We start from the raw sequence: 20,149 nt of genomic DNA, 5'->3' as shown, positions 1-20,149 counted from the left end.
GAGGGAAAATGGCTGAATTCGACTTGGTGATCCGTAACGCCCAGGTGGTGCGCCCCGCGAGCGATGCCCCCGAGCGCCTCGACGTCGCCGTCAAGGACGGCAAGTTCGCCGCCTTCGAGCCGAGCATCGACTCCGAGCGCGCAGCCGAGACGGTCGACGCCGCCGGCAAGCACCTCTTCCCCGGTGTGGTGGACGTCCACCAGCACTGGGGCATCTACAACGAACTCGGCGAGGACACCAGCTCGGAGAGCCAGGCCTCGGCGCAGGGCGGTGTCACGACCGGCATCACCTACATCCGCACCGGTGCCTACTACATGAACCGGACCGGGCCGTACCGCGAAGTGTTCCCCGACGTGCTGGCAGCCGCCGAGGGCCGCTCCTTCATCGACTACGCGTTCCACGTGGCGCCGATCCTCAAGGAGCACATCGACGAGATCCCCGACCTGATCGGGGAGTTCGGGGTGCCCTCGTTCAAGATCTTCATGTTCTACGGCAGCCACGGGCTGCACGGCCGCTCGAGCGACCAGAGCTCGTTCCTCATGATCCCCGAGGACGAGTCCTACGACCTGGCCCACTTCGAGTTCGTGATGCGGGGCATCGAGAAGGCGCGTCGCGACCCCCGGTTCGCTGCCGACCGCGAGAACATCTCGCTGTCGCTCCACTGCGAGACGGCGGAGATCATGCGGGCCTACACCAAGCTGGTCGAGCAGGAGGGCAAGCTGACCGGCCTCGAGGCGTACAGCGCCTCGCGGCCGCCGCACTCGGAGGGCCTGGCGATCACCATCGCTTCCTACCTGGCCCACGAGACCGAGCTGCCCAAGATCAACCTGCTGCACCTGACCTCGCGCAAGGCGATCGAGGCCGCCATGATGATGCAGGAGACCTTCCCGCACATCGACTTCCGCCGCGAGGTGACGGTCGGCCACCTGCTCGCCGACTTCACGACCGCCAACCTCGGCGGCAAGGTCAACCCGCCGCTTCGCTCCCGCGAAGACGTCGAGTCGTTGTGGGAACACCTGCTGGCCGGCCACTTCTCGTGGGTCACCTCGGATCACGCGTGCTGCCGCGACGAGACCAAGTTCGGCGAGCCCCGCGAGGACGTTTTCGTGGCCAAATCCGGCTTCGGCGGCACCGAGTACCTGCTGGCGGGCATGGTCAGTGAAGGCCGCAAGCGTGGTCTGTCCTACCCGCGCATCGCCGAACTCGTCGCCAAGAGCCCGGCCGAGCGGTTCGGGCTGCGCGGCAAGGGTGATCTCGCCGTCGGGTACGACGCCGACTTCTGCCTGCTCGACGACACGGTCGACTACACCGTGCACGCGCAGGACTCGCTCTCCACGCAGGAGTACACCCCGTTCGAGGGCTTCGAGCTGACGGCCAAGGTGACCGACACCTGGGTCCGCGGCACCGAGGTCTTGCGTGCGGAGAAGATCGTCGGCACCCCGACGGGCCGGTTCGTGAAGCGCTCGGGTCAGGCCTGACGCACCGATATCCAAGATCTCCCAGGGGGACCGGTCGGCGCCGTCAGGCGCCGGCCGGTCCCTCAGTCATCCCGACGGCGTGCGAGCGTCTCCCGGGCCGATCTGATCACGGCTGCGTCGATCAACCGTCCCGCGGCATCCAGCGTCACTCCGCCCTGGGCCGCGGAGAACCGATCGAGGACGTCACGCGCCGCGGCCACCGCCTCGGCGGTGGGGGCCAGCACCTCGTGAATCACGGGGACCTGGGCGGGATGGATGGCGGTTCGTGAGCGGAAGCCGAGGTCGGCCAGCTCCCGGGTCGTTCGCCGGAAGGCGTCGAGGTCGCGAAAGTCGACCGACGTGGGCGCCACCGGTGCGGCGAGGCCCGCGGCGGCGCAGTGGAGCACGACCTGGAGTCTGAGCTGGGTGATCGCGTCGGCGGTCGCGGTGGTGCGGGCGATCCGGAGGGCGGCGAGCAGGTCCACCTCGCCCAGGCCGAGTGTCGTGAGGCGGGGATGGGCGGCGAGCTCGCCGAGGGCGAGCACCGAAGCCGCGTCCTCGACCAGCCCGACGACGGGCACCGGGGGCAGGTCCTGCTCGGCTTCGGCCCCGTCGAGCCGCGCGGCGAGCTCGCTCATGGACTTGGGGGAGCACTTGGCCAGCACGATGCCGTCGAGGCCAGGACGGACGACGGCTTCGAGATCATCGGCGAGCCGATCCGCGTCGACCCGGACCCAGGTCTGGGCGCCGGCCTCGGCTCCCGGGGCCTGGCGGTCCCGGCCCAGCCAGGCGGCGACCGCGCCGCGGGCCGCGCTCTTCTCGGCGACCGGCACCGCGTCCTCGAGGTCGAGGATGACGGCGTCGGCCGCCCCGGTCGAGGCCTTGGCGAACAGCGACGGGCGTGAGGCGGGAACGTAGAGGAACGAGCGGGGCAGCACGGTGTCTCCTGCTGGGCTGTCGGGTCGGGGGCTGGGTCAGCCGCGCAGACGCTGGGTGATGGCGTGCGACGCCTCGACCACAAGCGCCGCGTGCTCCTCGTGGTCCTCGATCGCGTAGCGGAAGGCCGGACCGGAGGAGCTGATGGAGCCCATCACGTTGCCGGCCGAGTCGAAGAACGGTGCGGCGATGGAGGCGGCGCCGGTGTTGCGCTCGTTGATGGACGTGGCATATCCGTGCTCGCGAACCCGGTCCAGGCCGTCGCGGTAGGCGTTCTCGTCCAGACCGGCGCGCCGCGCGCGCAGCTGGCGGACCGCCTCGTCGATGAGGGAGAGCGAGAGGAAGGCGAGGATCGCGCGACTCGAAGCACCTGAGTGCAGGGGGTAACGCGGCCCGATCTCGATGACCATCTTCACCTCCTCGGGAGATTCGAACTGGTCGAGGTAGATCCGCTCGTTGCCGACGAGCACCGAGAGGGTCGTGGTCTCCCGGGTGGTGTCTCGCAGCCGACGAAGGATCGGCGAGGCGATGCTGCGCACGTCGATCTGGCTCCACGCCCGCGCCGAGAGACCCAGCGCCGCCGGTCCGAGCACATAGGACGACCCACCGGGCGCCACCTTGGCCAGTGAGCGGGAAACCAGGGACTGCAGGATCCGGTGGACGACGGCCTTGCTGAGGGACAGGTCACGGGCGATCTGGGATACCCCGAGCGGACTGTCGGACCGCGCGAAGAGGAGGAGGACGTCGGCGACCCGGTCCGCGGCCTCGGTACCCCCCGGAGTCTCGACCGTCCGTTCGCGAACCACAGGATCCCCTTTTCTTCCGGACAAGTTCGGCCTCACGAAACGAGGCAAGGTCGGCGCGGATCACGTTCGCCCGTCAGATCCGCGGATCGCGCTCCCGGCGCGATACCCGAGGGGCCCGGGGGCCGGCCGGTGCGGCCGGTGCCGATTTTCACGACGGCCGTCGTACGTCGAGCGTGCGCAGCACGAGGCCGAACGGGATCGGGCCGTCCTGGCCGAGAGAGGCCACGGCAGCGAGCACTGCCCGCGCCCCGCTCTCACCGACGGCGTCGGTCAGCAGCGTCGCGGCCTTTTGACCGACCACCGGGTCGTCGACCGCGTCAGGCCCGTCACCGCGGGGGGCGCCGTCGCGTGACGCGGTGAGCTGGGTGCCGTCGGTGAACCGCACGGTGACCGTGGCCGGGCGCCCCGCCGGATACCCGGCGTCGAGGGTCCGGTCGTGTTCCACCCGCACCCGAGCCGCCAGATCCCGCACCGCGGTGACGCGGAGGGTGCCGGACTCGAACGCGTGGGTCCGCAGTGTGCCCAGGACCAGACCGGCGGCCACGCTCCACGGGATGCTGAACCGGGCGGCCATTTCACTGCGGGGCAGCACGTTGTCGAACGCGGCCGCCGCGGCGTAGGTGCGGACCGTGACCGCGGCGATCTCTTCGGGCCGGTAAGGACGGGTCGCGAGGTCCTCGACGGCGTCGTTGACGCCGTGCAGCAGGGCGCAGGTGGGGTGGCGCTTGAGGTACCCCTGGGTGATGGTCCAGTCGCCGGCGGCGACCAGTGCGATCAGCCGCTCGGAGAATCCGCCCTGGTCGGCTGCGACCCAGCGGGCGAAGTGGCGTTCCAGTGTTCCCGGCTGCGCCCGGAGGCCCGCCGCGGCCGCCTGGCCGTGGATGACCGCGGTCTGTGCCGCGCAGGCGAGGTAGAGGTTCTGGCTGGTCCAGCCGTCGAAGACCCCCGGCGCGTCGGGCACCGTGGTCAGCGCGGCACACGAGTCGATGGCCCCGGCAATGGTCTCCGCGTCGCCACCGCTGAGCACGTGGGCAACGCCGGCCGCGGCCCCGAGCGTCGCCCAGGTCCCGATGTCGTGGACCCCGGCCGGGGTCCCGCCCATCGCGAGGCCGATCCGCACGCCCGTCTCGTAGCCGGCCAGCACGGCCGACAGCGTCGCTGGGCCATCGGCGCCGCAGGCCTCGGCGGCAGCGAGAACGGCCGGCACCACGTGGGACGCCGGATGGCCGCGAGCGCGCCGGTGCCCGTCCTGGAGCTGCTCGCGCGCGACCGGCATCGCGTTGAGGAATGCCGCCTGGGCCGGTGGGAAACCCGTCCGGTGGCCCAGCACGCTGCTGGGGCCGGCACCGATCGCGTAGGTGGCCTGGAGAACCGCGATGTCGGGCCGGGCCAGACCGGCGGCCGCCGTGGCCACCACGTCGGCGACGAGCGCCCGTACCCGGTGCCGTACCGCGTCCGGGGCCGCGGGCTCGCGGATACTTGCCGCGAAGGTGCCCAGGCGCGCGGCGAGGCCGGCGCCGGCTGTCGGCACGGGCGGTGACGCGCTCTCCACGGGGATCTCCTCGATAGCCGGGGCACAGGACCGCGGGGGGCGCCGCGCACGGGACGCGCGCGGCCGGCCGCCACCGCCGGAAGCCAGTGTTACAACTGCGTTTCTGTAGACGGAACAAGTCTGGCTGCCGTCCCGTCGGGAGTCAATGCCCAGGCGAAACCTGCGCTCTGCCTGGAGTCCGGCTCTGCGGTCGCGAAGTGCACGTGACCTCAATCATCGATGTACCACTTGACGTGAGTACGACCACATGCCACAGTCAGCGCAACTTGATCGGGGCGTTCCGATTAGCGGAACGATCACAGCGCCACTCTTCATCAAGATCAGGAGTCATCAGGATGCGTACAAGATCCTTCGTGAAGCTGGTCGCCGCGGTCGGCTCCGGGGCCGTACTCCTCGCCGGCTGTGCGGGCGGCGGCAGCGGCGGTTCGAGCGGGGATGCCAAGGTCATCAAGATCGGCACCCTGCACCCCCTCTCGGGTGCCAACGCGGGCGACGGAACCCAGCTCGAGAACGGCGTGAAGCTCGGTATCAAGGCCATCAACGACGCCGGCGGCATCAAAGCGCTCGGTGGCGCCAAGCTCGAGCTGGACGGGGGTGACACCAAGGGCACGCCGGACACCGGCCAGAGCGAGGCCCAGCGCCTCGTCGGTGACGGCGTCGTCGCCCTGGTCGGCACCTACCAGAGCGCCGTGAGCGCCAATGTCGCCGCCGTCGCCGAGCGCAACAAGGTCCCCTTCGTCATGGACATCTCGGGCGACGACGCGATCCTCTCGCACGGCTACAAATACTCGTTCCGCATGCAGCCGCAGAACTCGCGGTTCGGCACGACCGCGGCCCAGTACGTCAAGGCCATCTCCGAGGCGGCGAATCGCCCGGTCACCAAGGTCGCCTACCTGCACGAGGCCACGGCGTTCGGCACCGGGGTCTACCAGGCGTTCAAGGCCGAGGCTCAGAAGAGCGGCCTCCAGATGGGTCCGGAGATCACCTATGACGCGGCCAGCGTCTCCGATCTGACCACCCAGATCGCCCAGGTCAAGGCGAGCGGCGCGAACGTCCTCGTCGTCTCGGGCTACTACCGCGACGGCGTCCTCGCCGCGAAGGCGATCCAGACGGTCAAGCCGGCCCTCGATGCCGTGGTCGGCGCAGCCGACGGTGCGTTCGACCAGCCGCAGTTCCCGACCGACGCCGGTTCGGCTTCCCAGGGGTACTTCGACGTGAACTACCACTTCGACGACAAGAGCGCCGACGCGAAGGCGTTCAGCGCCCTTTACAAGACGACGTACAAAGACGAGGCGCGCACCGGCGCGGCCCTCGCCTACGACTCGGTTCGTGTCATCGCGGCAGCGCTCGAGAAGGCCGGCTCGACCGACGCGTCGAAGGTTCGCGACGCCATCGCACAGACCAACCTGACGCCGCTGACTCTCTCCGACGGCCCGATCAAGTTCAGCGACAAGGGCGAGAACTCCACCTCGCTGCCCGTGCTGACCCAGGTCCAGAACGGTGCTCCGGTCGTGGTCTATCCGCAGTCCGCTGCGGTCAAGAGCCCCGTCTACCCCGCGAACCCGGGCCAGTGACCGGCCCGACGAACGCCGGAGGGGCGGTTCCGTCGAAGGACGGGACCGCCCTCCGGGGCGGTAGCCGCGCCACGTCGCGGCTGAGCCTGCGCCATTCGACGCCGCTGGTCGTGACGGGCGCCTTGCTGGTCGTTCTCTTCATCGCCGCGCTGCTGCGCTCGGGCAGCATGGGCATCACCGGCCAGGCGCTGCTCACCGGCATCATTTCCGGCGGTGTCTACAGCCTGCTCGCGATGGGCCTCACCCTCGTCTTCGGCGTGCTCGACATCGTCAACTTCGCGCACGGTGCCTTCCTCGCCGTTGGTCTCTACATCACTTACGAGGTGGCGCACCAGGCCGGGCTGAACCCCTACATCGCCCTCCCGGTCGCGATCCTCGGGCTCTTCGTGCTCGGCGTCCTGATCCAGCTCCTGCTCCTCAACCGCACGATGGGCGGCACGCTCGAGCGCCAGCTGCTGATCACCCTCGGCCTGTCGCTGCTGATCAGCAATGTCCTACTGCTGGTCTTCGGCGGCGACCCGCTGTCGGCGAACCTGAAGAGCGACCCCGGCGTGCACGTGTTCGGCGCCGTCGCCAACCTCTCCCGGGTCATCGCCCTCGGCGGCGCCCTGGTACTGGCCGTGCTGGTCTTCCTGCTGCTGGAGCGCACCTCGTTCGGCCGGGCGATCCGCGCTGTCGCCGCCAGCCGGCAGGGGGCGGGACTGGTCGGCATCGACGTGCGGCTCGTCTACGCGGTCACCTTCGGCCTGGGCACCGCCTGTGCCGGGGCGGCCGGCATGCTCATCGCGCCGTTCACCACGATCACCCCGACCGCCGGCGACCAGTTCAACATCCTCGCCTTCGTCGTCGTCGTGATGGGCGGGCTGGGCAACGTGATGGGCGCCGTCATCAGCGGTGTGATCGTCGGCCTGGTCGAGCAGCTGGGCGGTGTCGCGATCGCCGGTCAGAGCCCCCTGCTGGGCGTTTTCATCCTGTTCCTGCTCATCCTGCTGATCCGTCCGCAGGGCATCTTCGGAGCCACGTCATCATGACCGTCACCACCGAGACGCGACCGGGATCAGCGGCGATCCAGAATCGCCGCCAGTCGATCCAGCGGTCCCTGATCATCCTGGTCGTCATCACCGTCCTGGCCGCTTTCGCTCCCGCACTCCTGCCCGAGTCGAGCCAGACCATCGCGGTCCGGGTGCTGATCTTCGCGATCATGGCGATCGGCTGGAACCTGATGAGCGGCTACGGTGGCATGTTCAGCTTCGGGCACGCGGCGTTCTTCGGCATCGGCGCGTACACCGACGTCTACCTCCTGGAGCACTTCGGCTGGTCGCCGTGGATCTCGCTGGTCGTCGGAGCGATGCTGGCGGCACTCGTGGCCATCTGCATCGGCTACCTCGCCTTCCGCTACAAGCTGCGCAGTGCCTACTTCGCGCTCGCCACGTTCGCCTTCGCCGAGATGCTGCGGTTGCTCGCGACCAACACCAGCTGGGTCAACGGCACCACCGGGTTCCACGTCCCGCTGCTGCCCGACAACTCGTGGTCGATGCTGCAGTTCGCCGCCAATGCGCCGCAGTACTACTACATCGGCCTCGCGCTGGTCGTGATCTGCCTGCTGATCACGATGTTCTACCTTCGGTCGCGCACCGGCATCCACACGGTCGCCGTGCGCGACAACGAGGACGCGGCCGACGCGCTGGGCGTCAACGTCATGCGGGTCAAGCTGACCACGATGGCGCTCTCCGCGGCGATCACGTCCGTCGCCGGCATGTTCTACGCGCAGTACTTCATGTTCGTCGATCCCGACATCGCGTTCGGCCAGGCCCAGTCGGTCCAGGCCATCGCCCCGGCGGTCATCGGCGGCGTCGCCACCCTGTGGGGCCCGCTCGTCGGCGCACTGATCCTCGGCCCGCTCTCGGACCTGACGGCCGGCTGGCTGCGCAACCCGCCCGCTTTCCTGGAATTCCTCTCGGGCCGGGGCGGGCTGGACGTGGTGCTCTACTCGATCCTGCTGATCGTGATCGCCCTCGTCCTGCCCAAAGGCATCGTCGGATCGATCCGCGATTGGTGGAAGCGCCGATGAGCACCGCTCTCGAAGTACGCGACGTGAGCAAGTCCTTCCGTGGCGTCCATGCACTCAGCGAGGTCGAGATCGACGTCGCCGAAGGTTCGATCGTCGGCATCATCGGGCCGAACGGCGCGGGCAAGACGACGTTCTTCAACGTCATCGCCGGCGCACTGCGGCCGGACACCGGCCATGTGAAGCTCTTCGGCAAGGACGTGAGCGGGATGTCGCCGCACCGGATCTCGAGGCTCGGCATGGCGCGAACGTTCCAGCTGATGCGTCCGTTCGGCTCCATGACGGTCCGGGAGAACGTCGTCGCGGCAGCACTGTCGCGGGGCGGCAATCACCGCAGCGCCCATCACCACGCGCACGAGGTCATCGAAGCGACCGGCATGGCGGCCTGGGCGGACGCGGTGTCCGACTCGCTGCACACAGCTGCGCTGAAGCGGCTCGAGCTGGCCCGGGTGCTCGCCACCCGTCCGCGGCTGCTGCTGCTCGACGAGGTCCTGGCCGGCCTCGTGCCCGCCGAACGGGCGCCCGTCGTCGACCTGCTCGCCCGCCTGCGTGAGTCGGAGGGCCTGACGCTCGTGTTCGTCGAACACATCATGCAGGCCGTCATGCAGCTCTCCGACTCTGTCGTCGTCTTCGACCGCGGACGGGTGATCGCCTCGGGCGAGCCCGCGGAAGTGGTCGCGGACCCGACGGTCGTGGAGGCCTATCTCGGACAGGAGCTGCCTGGTGCTTGAGCTCGACAACATCGCTGCCGGCTACGGCAAGCTGCAGATCCTCCACGACATGAGCCTGCGGGTCAGGCCGAGGGAACTGGTCTCCGTCGTCGGCGCCAACGGTGCCGGCAAGACCACCACGCTCCGCGTGATCAGCGGACTGATCAGTGCGCTCTCCGGTGCGGTCACCTACGACGGCGAGCCGCTGACCGGGCTGCGGCCGCATCAGATCGTGCGGCGCGGGATCGTGCAGGTGTCCGAGGATCGCGACCTCTTCGGCCCCATGAGCGTCGAGGAGAACCTCGTCCTGGGCGCGTGGACGCGCCGCGGCGTGCGGATGGCGCAGGAGCTGGAGCGGATCTTCGAGCTGTTCCCGATCCTGGCCGAGCGCCGCAAGCAGGCGGCCCAGAGCATGAGCGGCGGCCAGCAGCAGATGCTCGCCATCGGCCGGGCCCTCATGGCGAAGCCGCGGCTGCTGATGCTCGACGAACCGTCGACCGGCCTCTCGCCGAAGCTGACCTGGGACGTGCTGAAGGCCGTCGCGGCCATCCGCGACACGGGTGTCTCGGTTCTCCTGATCGAGCAGAACGCCGCTCAGGCGCTCTCGATCTCCGACCGGGCCTACGTGCTCGAGAGCGGCACCATCGCGCTCGAAGGCCCGGGCAAGGAGCTGGCCGGCGACGAGCGGGTCAAGAAGGCCTACCTCGGCCTGTGAACGAAACGGCGGAGAAGGTGGGGAAGACGGTTACCGTTGATCCCGGTACGGATCAAGCGAACGAAGTCGGGCTCGACCCGGATCAGCAGGCGGCGCTCGAGGCCCTCGACCGGCTCGCCGGCTGGGCCGGCGCGCTGAGGTGGGACGCCGTACCCGAGAACGTGCGAGAGCGGCTGCGTCTGGTCCTGCTCGACACCTTCGGAGTCACGGTCCTGGGTGCTCGGCTTCCCGAGCGCGCCGCACTCGTGGACGCCTGGGCGCCCTCACCCGGACCGGTACCGGTCTTCGGGACCGGGGTCGAGACCACGGTCGAGGCCGCGGCCTGGCTCAACGCCACGGCGCTGGTGAGCCTGGAGATGGACGAGGGCAACAAGTTCGCGGCCGGCCACCCCGCCGCGCACGGCTTCCCGGCGGTCCTGGCACTCGCCTGCGCGCTCGACACGGACGGTCCGGCCACCGCGACGGCCCTGCTCGTCGCCTACGAGGTCGCCGCGCGGTACGGCCGCGCCAGCCGCGGCGCGCCGGGTCTGCACCCGCACGGCAACTGGGGCGTCACCGGCGCAGCCGCGGGCTGCGCCAAGCTCCTCGGTCTCGACACCGCGGGGATCGCCGCCGCCGTCGACACCGCGAGCGGCATGCCGATCGCCGGGCCCTTCTCCGCGGCACTCGACGGCAACGCGGTGCGCAACGAGTGGATGGGCGCCAGCAACGTGGCCGGGCTCGCCGCCGCGCGACTGGCCAAGGCCCGGATCGCGCACGCCACCGGCATCGCCGCCCACAGCCTGGGCGGGTTGCTCGGCACGTTCGACCCGGTCGCCCTGGTCGAGCAGCTCGGCCTGCGCTGGGACATCGGGCTCGGCTACTTCAAACGGCACGCCTCGTGCGCCTTCACCCACCCCAGCGCGGATGCCACCCTCGTGTTGCGAGCACGACTGCACCAGGACGGGCTCGCCGACAGCGACATAACCGGGGTGCGGGTCACGACGTACTCGATGGCGGCAGCGCTCGGCCGCACCCGATGGAGCAACCGGCTGGCCGCCATGTTCTCGATTCCCTACGTGGTGACGACCGCCCTGCTCGATGGCCGCGTCGCTCCCGACGGCTTCGACCGCTCGCGGGAGGACCAGTTCGCCGCACTGGCCGAGCGGGTCGAGGTCGTCTCGGGCACCGAGTTCGACGCCCGCCTGCCCGACGCCCGCGGCGCGGCCGTCGAGCTGACGCTGACCGACGGCCGGGTCCTGCGGCACGAGGTCGCCAACCCAGTCGGCGACGCCGCCCACGAGCCCTTCGACCACGAGCGGACTCTCGTGCTGCTGCGTGACCTGCTGGGCGATGAGGCGGCGCTCCAGCGGGCGGTCGACTGCGCCGCCGCACTGCCCGAGGCGAGGAGCGTGCGAGACGTCCTGCGCGTGCTCGCCACTCCGTGATCCTCACCTGCCGCACCCTGCCCGTCCTCGAGGAGGAGCCACCACCCATGCGGATCTTCGCGACCACACCCCTGCACGTCGGCGTCGAGGAACTGGCGCGGCGACAACAACGTTACGACGCCATCAGCCCGGCCGGCGTGATCGTCGAACTGCACGATCTGGCGCAGGGTGCGCCCGAGCAGCTCGACAACGCCGAGGACATCGCACGTTCGGACGACTACGTCCACCGGGCCCTCGCCGCCGCCCCCGCGGGGTACGACGTCCTGATGGCCGACTGCGTGCTCGACCCCGCGGTCGCCCGGCTGCAAGAGGAGACCGACCGTCCGGTGGTCGGCATCCTCAAGCTCAACCTGGCCCTCGCGGCCGCGCTCGCGGCGCCGATGGGCGCGGTGGTCCGCAACGAGGCCATCGCCGCCGAGATGCGCCGGGTTGCGGCCGCTTACGGCTGGGAGCGGTGGCTCGGGCAGATCGAGATCCTCGACCTGCCCTTCGACTCGATCAGTGAAGGGCCGGGGTGGCAGCAGCGCCTCGACGAGGCGGCCGAGGTGCTGGCCGCGAAGGGGGCCCGCACGCTGCTCAACGGCTGCTCCGCCGTCGACGTCGATCCAGCGCACCCCTCGGCGGTGCCGGTGTTCGACCCCGTGCTGCGCGCCCTCGAACTGGTCGCGGCGGGAGCGGGCCGATGAGCGCACAGGGACCCGACCTCGTCGTCGCGGGTGCCGGTGGTGGGCTCATCGCTGCCCTTCGCGCCGCCCAGCTCGGCCTCGACGTCCTCGTGGTCGAGGTGAGCGAGCACTTCCTTCGCGGCAACAACACGTCGATGTGCACGGCGATGGTGCCGGGCGTGAACAGCCGCTGGCAGCGGGAGCAGGGGATCGAGGACTCGGTCGAGGTGTTCGCCGGCGACGTCGACCGCAAGACCAAGGGCACCGGCGACCAGCGGCTCGCCCGGGCGCTGGCCGCCGTCAGCGGCGAGCTGGTCGAGTGGCTGGCCGACGAGGCCGGCCTAGAGATCTCGCTGATGACCGACATGCACTACCCGGGGCATTCCGTGGACCGCTGCCACACCATCCCCGAGCGGCACGGCACCGTGCTCATCGACCACCTGGCCCGGCAGGCGCGGGCCCACCCGCGGATCGATTTCCTGGTGCCGGCCCGGCTCACCGACGTCGAGCTGGACGCCGAGGGCCGGGTCGCCGCGGTCGTGGTCACCGACCCGAACGCCGACGAGGAGCGCATCGAGACCCCGGCCGTCCTGCTCGCCACCAACGGTTACGGTGCCGATCACGAGCTGGTCGCCGAGCACATGCCGGAGATCGCCACGGCCACATACCACGGCAGCGAAACGTCGCGCGGCGATGCGCTCCGGATCGGCTCCCGGCTGGGCGCCGCGACCGAGTTCCTGGACGCCTATCAGGGCCACGGAGCGCTGGCGGCGAAGTCCTCGACGCTGCTGGGCTGGGCCACGATCATGCACGGCGCCGTCATGCTGGACACCACGGGCCGCCGCTTCGCCAAGGAGACCACCGGCTACTCCGAATTCGGCCCCTCCCTGGCGGCCCGGCCGGAGGCGACCGGCTGGGTTGTGTTCGACCGCCGGGTGCACGAACTGTGCATGCCGTTCACGGACTTCCGGCAGACCGTCGAGTCCGGCGCCGAAGTGTGGGCCGACGACGCGCGGGCGCTCGCCGTCGTGACGGGCCTGCCCGAAGATGCCGTCACCGCCGAGCTCGACGAGTCCGCGCGGGCGGCGCGAGGCGAGATCCCCGACCGGTTCGGCCGCGACTACGAGGCACCGCTCGAGCCGCCGTACGCCGCGGTGAAGGTGGTGCCGGCTCTCTTCCACACCCAGGGCGGCCTGGTCGTGGACGGGTCGGCGCGTGTCGTCGACGGCGACGACCGGCCCATTCCCGGCCTCTACGCCTCAGGTGGGGCGGCCGCCGGGATTTCGGGGCACGGCGCCTCGGGCTACCTGGCCGGCAACGGCCTCCTGCCCGCCTTCGGACTGGCCTACCTCGCCGCCGGGGCCGTGGCGGCGGAACACCGCGCCGCGGGCTCGGACACCACGGCATGACAGACGAGGCGGCCGCCCGGTCCCGGGCGCTGGACTTCGTGCGGCACGAGGCCGGATTCGCCCAGCTGGTCACCCACGGCGCGGGCGGCGCCCTGGTCGGACGGACCACCAGCGCGTTCCTGACCGACGACTGGGCCGTCGAACTGGTGCAGCGCCGGACCCACCGCAGAGTCGAGCAGCTCCGCCACGACGACCGGGTGCTGGCGATCTGGGGTGGCACGCCGGCCGACGACTCGGTCAACGACTCGCCGTGGACCTTCGACCTCGGCCTGACGATCCCGCGGGTGGTCTTCGTCCGCGGCGTCGCGCGGCCGCTGGACGCGAAGGCCACCTGGGAGGTCTACGACCGGCACACGACGCGGCTGCGAGCCGCGGGCCACACGAAGGCGCCGTTGCGGGACCGGGCCGACCTCGACGCCAACTTCGCCGGAGTGCGGATCGAACCACGCCGGGTCCGGCTCGAGGGCTTCGGGACGGGCGCGCAGGCGTTCAGCTGGACCATCACACCACGGAGGACGGACACGTGATCAAGGCGATCCTGGGGTACGACATCGTCGAGGGCGTGAGCGAGCAGGAGTACGAGCGCTGGCTTTTCGACGTGCACGCGCCCGACCTGCTCGCCAACCCGAACCTCGACCGGATCGTGTTCAACAAGGTGCTTCGTCCGGTGACGACGGCGTCGGGAGGGACCGCCGCGGTTCCGCCGAGCATGATGTTCTACCGGATCGCGGAGATGCACTTCGCGGACGAGGCGGCGTATCAGGCCTACCGCGACTGGTTCGCGGACAACCCGCTGCCCGCCGAGCGGGGACCGGGCGGTCGGACGGACTTCCGGTTCTACCTCATCACCGACAGCGTCACCGTGGACAGGAACCGGTCGTGACCCAGGCGGGCATCCTCACCCCACCGGCGCCAGGGCTCACCGGTGAGCTCGCGCGGGCCGCGCACGCGGTCTACGCGCTGGAGGCCGCGGCGCCGATCGCAGTCGGCGAGCTGCGCACGCTCTCCGCCGGAGCACCCGAGGGCGTGCTGGCGTCCTGGGCCGAGGAGATCGCGACGGCCGGCGGCTTCCCTCTGCTCGGCACCGGGCTCGTCGCGCCCGCCTATCCGGCCTTGCTGTGGAACGGAGCCCGGCTCGACGGTGCGCGCCCCGACCTCGACTGGGCTCCGCTGCTGGCCGCCCTGGCGGCCGCGGACGCGGCCTCGGCCGGCCTCGACCGCGTCGCGCGCGCGGTCGCCGCCGGCAGCTGCGTGCGCAGCCTCGCCGCGGGTCTCCTGACCGACGACTCTCCGGCGGCCGCCTTACCGACCCTGGCGACGCTCTGCGCCGCGACGGCGGCGGCGTTCGCCGGACCTGCGGAGGGAGAGGGGCTGGAACGGGTTCTGGACCTGGCGGCCAGTCTCACCGTGCTCACTCCCGGCCCGGAGCGGCGTGCGTCCTCGCCCCTGTGGGCAGGGCACGGCGCAGCTTCGGGCTGGCTCGCCGCCACCCTCCCCGCCGAGGTGGCCACGCCGATGGCGGGCAGCGTCGCGCATACGTTGTCGGTGGCGGCCGGTCACGCGGTACCGGCAGCCGGCGTCACCGGCACGGTCGCGGACCTGCTGGAGTCGATCCGGTGAGCGGCGCAGAGCCGAGGCTCCTGCTGAACCTCGCCCGGCCGCACGGCGTGCTCGACCATCTCGCCGCGGCGAGAACCGCGCTGGGCGACGGCGTCGACGGTGTCGGGTTCGCGGACAGCCCACGGCTGTTCCCGGACCCGTTCCTGACGGCCGGACAGGTGCTGACCCGCACCACGGCCGCCTTGTCCGGGCCGTGCGTGATGGGGCTCGGGCTGCACCATCCGAGCGTGGTCGCCCAAGCCCTCGCGACGCTTGCGGGCCAGCACCCCGGCCGGACGTTGCTGGCGGTCGCACGGGGCGAGAGTTCACTGCGCAACGAGGGGCTCCCGATCCCGTCGCTCTCTTCTTATCGCGTCCTGCTGGAGCAGCTTCGCGCTCGACTCGACGAGCTGTCGGCCCAGCTGCCCGGCGGGTTCGGGCCGGTGCTCGGTGCCGCGTCGGGCCCACGGACCATCGAGCAGACCAGCGCGATCCTCGGTGGGGTACTGCTCGACGTGGGCGTCGAGCCTGCCGTGATCGAACGCGCCGTCGGTATCGCGCGGGCCCGGCGCCCTGACGTCCGCTGCTGGCTGTTCCTGCGCGCGGTGGTGACCGACACCGACGACGAAGCGGCAGCAGGCGCAGCCCCGATCTTGGGCTCCTGCGCGGCACGGATCACCAAGTCGCCCGACTGGTACGGCATCGCGCCGGAGCTCGTCGCCCGGGTCGCCGCGGTGGCCTCGGCCCACGACTACCGCCGCCACGGCACCTCGGAGTCGGCGGGCGCCCGCGACGCCGACCCGGAGATCGACTCGCTGATCCGTGACCGATTCGTGCTGACCGGCGACCCCGCGGCCCTCGCCGCCCGGCTGCGGCCCCTTGCCACTCTGGGCATCGAGGGGGTCGTCATCGCCGGTGCCACTGCGGGCGTCGAGCGCCGGTTGGCGCAGACGGCCGGCGCGCTGCGGGCCGGGCTGGCGACGGCCCAGCCGGCGAGCTGACGTGCGCCGGTGGGTCTCGTACCGGCACCGCGGACCGACCGCGAGCAACCCGAGTAAGAAGGAGCGAGGATGCAGACCTTGGACCTGGATGTAGATGCGCTCGGCGAGTTCGCCTCGACGCCCGCGGCAGCGATTCCCGCGCAGATCTGGGATTTCGGCCGGCTGTTGCTGCTGGACTCGCTGGGCGCCCTGCTCGGCGGACTGCGTTACCCGGCCGTGCACGGTCTCGGTGCCCTGCTCGGCGCCGAAGCCGCCGACGAGTCCGCCCCGTTCGGGCGGCTGACGACGCTCGGCGCGGCGGCCACCTGGCTCGACGCCGACTCGGGTGGGTCGTTCCACCCGGCCGGCGGCCGCATCCCGCCGGTACCGACCGCACACCCGGCGCCCCACGTGCTGCCGGCGCTGCTGCACGCACTGAGCCGCCAGGGTGTGGACGACGTGGCCGCCGTCCGCGCGTTCGTGCTCGGCTGCGAGGTGGGGCTGCGCTTCGGCGCCGGCACTTCACTGCGCCCCGGTCTGCACCCGCACGGTATCCACGGCCCCATCGGGGCCGCGGTCGCGGCGTCGGCGCTGACCGGCGCCGACGCGCCCACCACCGCCCGGGCCATCGAGCTGGCCGGCTCACTGCCACTCGCCGCCACGCTGGCCGTGCCGATGCAGGGCGGCACGGTGCGCAACGTCTGGACCGGGCTCGGCTCCTACTACGGCGCGCTCGCCGCCCGGCTGGCCGCCGCCGGCCACGAGGCCGACCCGGGGCTGCTCGCCACGCTCTACGGGGGCGTGGTCACCACCGACGCGGATGCCGAGGAGATCGGCGGCGGGCTCGGCCAACGCTGGCGGGTCGCGGACAGCTATCTCAAGCCCTACGCCTGCGCCCGCTGGGTCCACCCGGCACTGGACGCGCTGCGGGAGGCACTCGTGCGCGCCGGCTCGCCGAAGCCGGCCTCCATCACCGAGATCGTGATCGAGACGTTCGCCTTCGCCGCCTCACTCGACAGCCTCGGCAGCGAGTCCGACCTGCACGCACGGTTTTCGGTGCCGCGCTGCGCGGCGTCCGTCGTCGTCGACGGGCACCTGGACGCCGGCGGCTTCCTGCCCGGGCAGTTCGAGCGGCCCGACGTCGTGGACCTGGCCGCCAAGGTCCGGCTGGTCGAGGTGGCGGAGTACACCGGCGCTCTCCCGGCCGAGCGGCCGGCGCGGGTCACCGTCGTCACCGCGGACTCTTCGGGGACCGCGCAGGTGCGCAACGCGCGGGGCAACCCGAGCGATCCGCTCTCCGTCGACGAGATCGTGGCGAAGTTCCGTGGCAACGTCGGGCCGTTCCTTCCCGGCGACGTGCTCGACCCGGTGGTGCAGGCCCTGACGACCGCGGACCTGCTCCCGGACGGCAGGAGCCTGCAGGCCCTCGCCGACGCGATCGCCCACCGGCTCTGATCCGTCCCGGCCGTTTCCGATCGACCGAAGGAGATGTTGCGATGACACTGGAGAGAGCGGCCGAGTGGGTCGGCGGGCTCCGCTACGAGGACCTTCCGGAGGAAGTCGTCGAGCAGGCCGTCCGCATCGTCTCGGACACCGTCGCAGCAGGCCTCGGCGCCGGCGCCGAGAATGAGGTGGCCGGTGCGGCGCAGGCAGCGCTGGCCATCGGAGGCCCTGGCGCCGCAACGGTGCTGGCGACCGGGGAGGGCACGACGTCCTATGCGGCCGCGCTGCTCAACGGCCAGGCGTTCGTCACCTACGAGCTCGACGAAGGCAACCAGTGGGCGACGAACCACCCCTCGGCGCATGTGCTGCCCGCGGTCCTCGCCACCGCCGAGGAGCTGGGCAGCAGCGGCCGGGAGTTCCTGGTGGCCTTCGTCGCTGCCTACGAGACGGCTGTGCGGGCCGGGCTTGCGCTGACGCTCCGAGCCCCGGTCCACCCCTTCGGCACCGCCATGGTCGTCGGAGCCGCCGCCGGCGTCGCCCGGCTGCGGGGGTTCTCGGTCGCCGAGATCATCGAGACCGTTCGCGTGGCGGCGGCGATGACCCCCGCTTCGACGCAGCGGGCGGCCAACATGGGAGCCACCGTGCGCAATCTGCTGACCGGCGTGTCGTCGGCCGCGGGTGTGCTGGGCGCGCACGCCGCCCGCGGCGGCGTCACCGGTGAGACGCAGGCCTTGGAAACCGTCTACGGCCAGGTACTCGGCGAGCACTTCGAGCCCTCCGTGCTCGGCGACGGTCTCGGACAGCGGTGGCTGATCCTGGAGAACTACTTCAAGCTGCATGCCTGCAGCCGCTGGAACCACGCTCCCATCGAGGCCATGGGCAAGCTCGTGGCCCGCACCGGCGTGACGAGCGCCGACATCGAGCAGGTCACCGTGTTCACTTACGCCCCCGCGACGCGCCTCGACGAGACGGCCCCGGCGAACGGGTTCGCCGGCAAGCACTCCATTCCCTACAACGTGGCCGTGCAGGCCGTGCTCGGCCACAACGGGCTGGAGGCCTACCGGGGAGACGTCGTGGCGGATGACGAGGTTCGCGCCCTGGCCTCGCGGATCCGGGTCGTCGAGGACCCGGACTACACCCGGGTGCAGCCGGCCGTCCGCACCGCACGCGTGGAAGTGCTCACCACCGACGGGCGACGTCTGTCCGAAGTGGAGGATCGTGCCCCGGGCGGCTTCGACAACCCCTATCCAGAGGCGGTCATCGACGAGAAGTTCGACCAGCTGGTGACCCACGGCAGGTCGGCCGAACTCGTGCACCCGCTGCGAGAGTGGCTGGGTGCGCTCCCGGCCCACTCGAACCTCGGCGGCCTCGCCCGCCTGCTCCGGCCGACAGGAGGGACGGACTCCGATGGTGAGTGACGGTTCGACGAACGGCGGGCCGACCGAGGCGTCTGCGGACGTCGTCGGACAGCTGGCTCGGGCAGTGGCCACCACGAGCTGGGACACCGTTCCGGCGGCCGCGCAGGTCAGTGCGCTCGACCTCCTGCTCGACTCGGTCGCCGTCATGGCCGCCGGCTCCGCCCATCCGGACATGCGGGCGCTGCGCGGCTCCGTCGCGCCGGCCGCGGGACCGAGCACCGTGTTCGGGGAGAGCCGTGGCGCAGGCGTCCAGGACGCCGTGCTGCTGAACGGTGCCACGATCTCGGTGCTCCAGCGGCAGGACGGCTACTCGAGGATGAAGGGGCACCCCGCCATCCAGGTCGCCGCCGTCCTGCTGGGTCTCGGCGAGGAGCGACAGGTGGGAGCTCGGGAGTTCCTCAACGCGTTCGTCGGTGGTTACGAGCTGGCGGCTCGCATCGGGCTCGGCATCGGGGGCGTGCCCGGCCACCTCCACGACATCGGCAACTGGGTGACCGTCGGCGTCGCCGGAGCGGCGACCTCGCTGGTGAGCGGGGCCGATGACCGAGCGGTCGCGGCCGGCATCGACGGCGCCGCCTCGCTCGGTCTCCATTTCGACCGCTGGACCACCACGTCCGGCGCCACGCTCCACCATCTCTACCCCGCGACGGCCTGCACGACAGCGCTCAACGTGGCCCGCGGAGCCGCGGCCGGTCTCACGGCGCGGCCCGGGGCCTTGAGCTCGTTCTACGGGCCGTTCCTGGCCGAGGACTTCCACGCCGAGGCGATGCTCGACGGTGTCGCGGACGGGACCTGGGCGAGCTATGAGATCGTGAACGGCTACTTTAAACTCCACCCCTCGTGTGCGCACTTGCACGGCGTGAACGACGCGGTGTCCGCCCTGCTGGCGGAGGAGCGCTTCGGCGAGGACGACGTACGCCGGGTCGACGTGCGGATCTTCGACGAGGGCATGGCGATCGACTGCGCCGAGCCGAAGAACGACCTGGATGCCCGGTTCAGCGCTCGGGCGACGGTGGCCGCGGCCATCCGGTTCGGCGCGCTCGATGACGAAGGTTTGCTGGACCTCGGCACCCTCCGGCCACTGATGGACCGGATCAGCGTCTCGCACGACCCCGAGCTCGACGTGCACAAGCCCACCGGTCGGGCCGGCACAGTGCGCGTCGAGCTCGGCAACGGCCGCGTCGTCTCCCGCACGGTCATCCACCCGCGTGGTACGCCCGAAGTCCCTGTGACCGATGAGGAGCGGCTGGCCAAGGCAACGAGCCTTCTGAGCCGCGTCTACGGTGCCGCCGGGGCCGAGCGGGTCAGGGAAGAGATCTACGCACTGCCCCGCACCAAGTCCCTGCACGCGCTGACCGAGAGCCTGCGTACGACACAGACGCAGTAAGGC

Annotated in this window: 19 protein-coding genes; 16 read left to right on the top strand and 3 right to left on the bottom strand. The window is 71.3% G+C overall.

The annotated features are described in order from the left end of the window. Positions 1 to 8 precede the first annotated feature (8 nt). The gene (locus ACQPXB_RS29520; RefSeq protein WP_220241918.1) at positions 9 to 1,478 is read left to right on the top strand and encodes a dihydroorotase; all 1,470 of its coding nucleotides are present in this window, start codon (positions 9 to 11) and stop codon (positions 1,476 to 1,478) included. A gap of 62 nt (positions 1,479 to 1,540) precedes the next feature. On the opposite strand, the gene ACQPXB_RS29515 is transcribed toward ACQPXB_RS29520, so the two are convergent. From ACQPXB_RS29515 to ACQPXB_RS29505, 3 genes are all read right to left on the bottom strand, one after another. Next, a complete protein-coding gene (locus tag ACQPXB_RS29515; protein ID WP_366588510.1) occupies positions 1,541 to 2,395 on the bottom strand; it encodes an HpcH/HpaI aldolase/citrate lyase family protein in 855 nt (284 codons plus the stop codon). A gap of 36 nt (positions 2,396 to 2,431) precedes the next feature. Further along, on the bottom strand, positions 2,432 to 3,199 hold the full coding sequence (locus ACQPXB_RS29510) for an IclR family transcriptional regulator (RefSeq protein ID WP_220241916.1): 768 nt from the start codon (positions 3,197 to 3,199) through the stop codon (positions 2,432 to 2,434). Positions 3,200 to 3,347: 148 nt separating this feature from the next. Next, positions 3,348 to 4,751, bottom strand: a complete 1,404-nt coding sequence (locus ACQPXB_RS29505; RefSeq protein ID WP_366588517.1) for an MmgE/PrpD family protein — start codon at positions 4,749 to 4,751, stop codon at positions 3,348 to 3,350. Positions 4,752 to 5,086: 335 nt separating this feature from the next. Between ACQPXB_RS29505 and ACQPXB_RS29500 the strand changes: the two genes are divergently transcribed. The 15 genes from ACQPXB_RS29500 (at position 5,087) to ACQPXB_RS29430 (ending at position 20,146) form a co-directional block, all read left to right on the top strand. Beyond that, positions 5,087 to 6,325, top strand: coding sequence for an ABC transporter substrate-binding protein (locus tag ACQPXB_RS29500; RefSeq protein WP_366588520.1), 1,239 nt, complete (start codon positions 5,087 to 5,089; stop codon positions 6,323 to 6,325). Beyond that, positions 6,322 to 7,356, top strand: coding sequence for a branched-chain amino acid ABC transporter permease (locus tag ACQPXB_RS29495; protein ID WP_366588523.1), 1,035 nt, complete (start codon positions 6,322 to 6,324; stop codon positions 7,354 to 7,356). Before ACQPXB_RS29500 ends, ACQPXB_RS29495 begins: the two co-directional genes overlap by 4 nt. Then, entirely contained in the window at positions 7,353 to 8,396 is a 1,044-nt protein-coding gene (locus ACQPXB_RS29490; RefSeq protein ID WP_366588525.1) for a branched-chain amino acid ABC transporter permease, read from the top strand. Before ACQPXB_RS29495 ends, ACQPXB_RS29490 begins: the two co-directional genes overlap by 4 nt. Beyond that, positions 8,393 to 9,124 (top strand): ABC transporter ATP-binding protein, encoded by a 732-nt coding sequence (locus tag ACQPXB_RS29485; RefSeq protein WP_366588527.1) that lies wholly within the window; start codon positions 8,393 to 8,395, stop codon positions 9,122 to 9,124. Before ACQPXB_RS29490 ends, ACQPXB_RS29485 begins: the two co-directional genes overlap by 4 nt. Next, positions 9,117 to 9,818 (top strand): ABC transporter ATP-binding protein, encoded by a 702-nt coding sequence (locus tag ACQPXB_RS29480; RefSeq protein WP_432845200.1) that lies wholly within the window; start codon positions 9,117 to 9,119, stop codon positions 9,816 to 9,818. The genes ACQPXB_RS29485 and ACQPXB_RS29480 overlap by 8 nt, the downstream gene beginning before the upstream one ends. A 17-nt stretch (positions 9,819 to 9,835) precedes the next feature. Further along, complete coding sequence (locus tag ACQPXB_RS29475; RefSeq protein ID WP_432845198.1) at positions 9,836 to 11,245, top strand: MmgE/PrpD family protein; 1,410 nt, start codon at positions 9,836 to 9,838, stop codon at positions 11,243 to 11,245. Between the two features lie 47 nt (positions 11,246 to 11,292). Continuing rightward, the gene (locus tag ACQPXB_RS29470; RefSeq protein ID WP_432845197.1) at positions 11,293 to 11,931 is read left to right on the top strand and encodes an aspartate/glutamate racemase family protein; all 639 of its coding nucleotides are present in this window, start codon (positions 11,293 to 11,295) and stop codon (positions 11,929 to 11,931) included. Further along, a complete protein-coding gene (locus ACQPXB_RS29465; protein ID WP_432845196.1) occupies positions 11,928 to 13,319 on the top strand; it encodes an FAD-dependent oxidoreductase in 1,392 nt (463 codons plus the stop codon). The genes ACQPXB_RS29470 and ACQPXB_RS29465 overlap by 4 nt, the downstream gene beginning before the upstream one ends. Further along, the gene (locus tag ACQPXB_RS29460) at positions 13,316 to 13,846 is read left to right on the top strand and encodes a hypothetical protein (RefSeq protein ID WP_220241906.1); all 531 of its coding nucleotides are present in this window, start codon (positions 13,316 to 13,318) and stop codon (positions 13,844 to 13,846) included. Before ACQPXB_RS29465 ends, ACQPXB_RS29460 begins: the two co-directional genes overlap by 4 nt. Continuing rightward, the gene (locus ACQPXB_RS29455; RefSeq protein WP_220241905.1) at positions 13,843 to 14,202 is read left to right on the top strand and encodes an EthD domain-containing protein; all 360 of its coding nucleotides are present in this window, start codon (positions 13,843 to 13,845) and stop codon (positions 14,200 to 14,202) included. The genes ACQPXB_RS29460 and ACQPXB_RS29455 overlap by 4 nt, the downstream gene beginning before the upstream one ends. After that, positions 14,199 to 14,939: a hypothetical protein gene (locus tag ACQPXB_RS29450; protein ID WP_386954375.1), complete on the top strand. Its 741-nt coding sequence runs from the start codon at positions 14,199 to 14,201 to the stop codon at positions 14,937 to 14,939. Before ACQPXB_RS29455 ends, ACQPXB_RS29450 begins: the two co-directional genes overlap by 4 nt. Next, on the top strand, positions 14,936 to 15,919 hold the full coding sequence (locus tag ACQPXB_RS29445) for an LLM class flavin-dependent oxidoreductase (protein WP_386954378.1): 984 nt from the start codon (positions 14,936 to 14,938) through the stop codon (positions 15,917 to 15,919). Before ACQPXB_RS29450 ends, ACQPXB_RS29445 begins: the two co-directional genes overlap by 4 nt. Before the next feature lie 69 nt (positions 15,920 to 15,988). Further along, positions 15,989 to 17,353, top strand: a complete 1,365-nt coding sequence (locus ACQPXB_RS29440) for an MmgE/PrpD family protein (RefSeq protein ID WP_220241902.1) — start codon at positions 15,989 to 15,991, stop codon at positions 17,351 to 17,353. A gap of 41 nt (positions 17,354 to 17,394) precedes the next feature. Beyond that, entirely contained in the window at positions 17,395 to 18,759 is a 1,365-nt protein-coding gene (locus tag ACQPXB_RS29435; protein WP_432845195.1) for an MmgE/PrpD family protein, read from the top strand. Next, on the top strand, positions 18,749 to 20,146 hold the full coding sequence (locus tag ACQPXB_RS29430) for an MmgE/PrpD family protein (protein WP_432845194.1): 1,398 nt from the start codon (positions 18,749 to 18,751) through the stop codon (positions 20,144 to 20,146). The genes ACQPXB_RS29435 and ACQPXB_RS29430 overlap by 11 nt, the downstream gene beginning before the upstream one ends. Positions 20,147 to 20,149 lie beyond the last annotated feature (3 nt).

The sequence above is a fragment of the Amycolatopsis sp. CA-161197 genome (genome assembly GCF_050942255.1).
Taxonomy (GTDB): domain Bacteria; phylum Actinomycetota; class Actinomycetes; order Mycobacteriales; family Pseudonocardiaceae; genus Amycolatopsis.
Note: the sequence above shows the minus strand (reverse complement) of the source record. Positions and strands in the feature narration are given on the sequence as shown.

What these genes read in the sequence shown, in the direction of transcription:
- ACQPXB_RS29490 (WP_366588525.1), top strand. Translation starts at nt 7,353, where the DNA reads ATGACCGTCACCACCGAGACGCGACCGGGATCAGCGGCGATCCAGAAT.
- ACQPXB_RS29460 (WP_220241906.1), top strand. Translation starts at nt 13,316, where the DNA reads ATGACAGACGAGGCGGCCGCCCGGTCCCGGGCGCTGGACTTCGTGCGG.
- ACQPXB_RS29500 (WP_366588520.1), top strand. Translation starts at nt 5,087, where the DNA reads ATGCGTACAAGATCCTTCGTGAAGCTGGTCGCCGCGGTCGGCTCCGGG.
- ACQPXB_RS29465 (WP_432845196.1), top strand. Translation starts at nt 11,928, where the DNA reads ATGAGCGCACAGGGACCCGACCTCGTCGTCGCGGGTGCCGGTGGTGGG.
- ACQPXB_RS29520 (WP_220241918.1), top strand. Translation starts at nt 9, where the DNA reads ATGGCTGAATTCGACTTGGTGATCCGTAACGCCCAGGTGGTGCGCCCC.
- ACQPXB_RS29435 (WP_432845195.1), top strand. Translation starts at nt 17,395, where the DNA reads ATGACACTGGAGAGAGCGGCCGAGTGGGTCGGCGGGCTCCGCTACGAG.
- ACQPXB_RS29430 (WP_432845194.1), top strand. Translation starts at nt 18,749, where the DNA reads ATGGTGAGTGACGGTTCGACGAACGGCGGGCCGACCGAGGCGTCTGCG.
- ACQPXB_RS29440 (WP_220241902.1), top strand. Translation starts at nt 15,989, where the DNA reads ATGCAGACCTTGGACCTGGATGTAGATGCGCTCGGCGAGTTCGCCTCG.
- ACQPXB_RS29470 (WP_432845197.1), top strand. Translation starts at nt 11,293, where the DNA reads ATGCGGATCTTCGCGACCACACCCCTGCACGTCGGCGTCGAGGAACTG.
- ACQPXB_RS29485 (WP_366588527.1), top strand. Translation starts at nt 8,393, where the DNA reads ATGAGCACCGCTCTCGAAGTACGCGACGTGAGCAAGTCCTTCCGTGGC.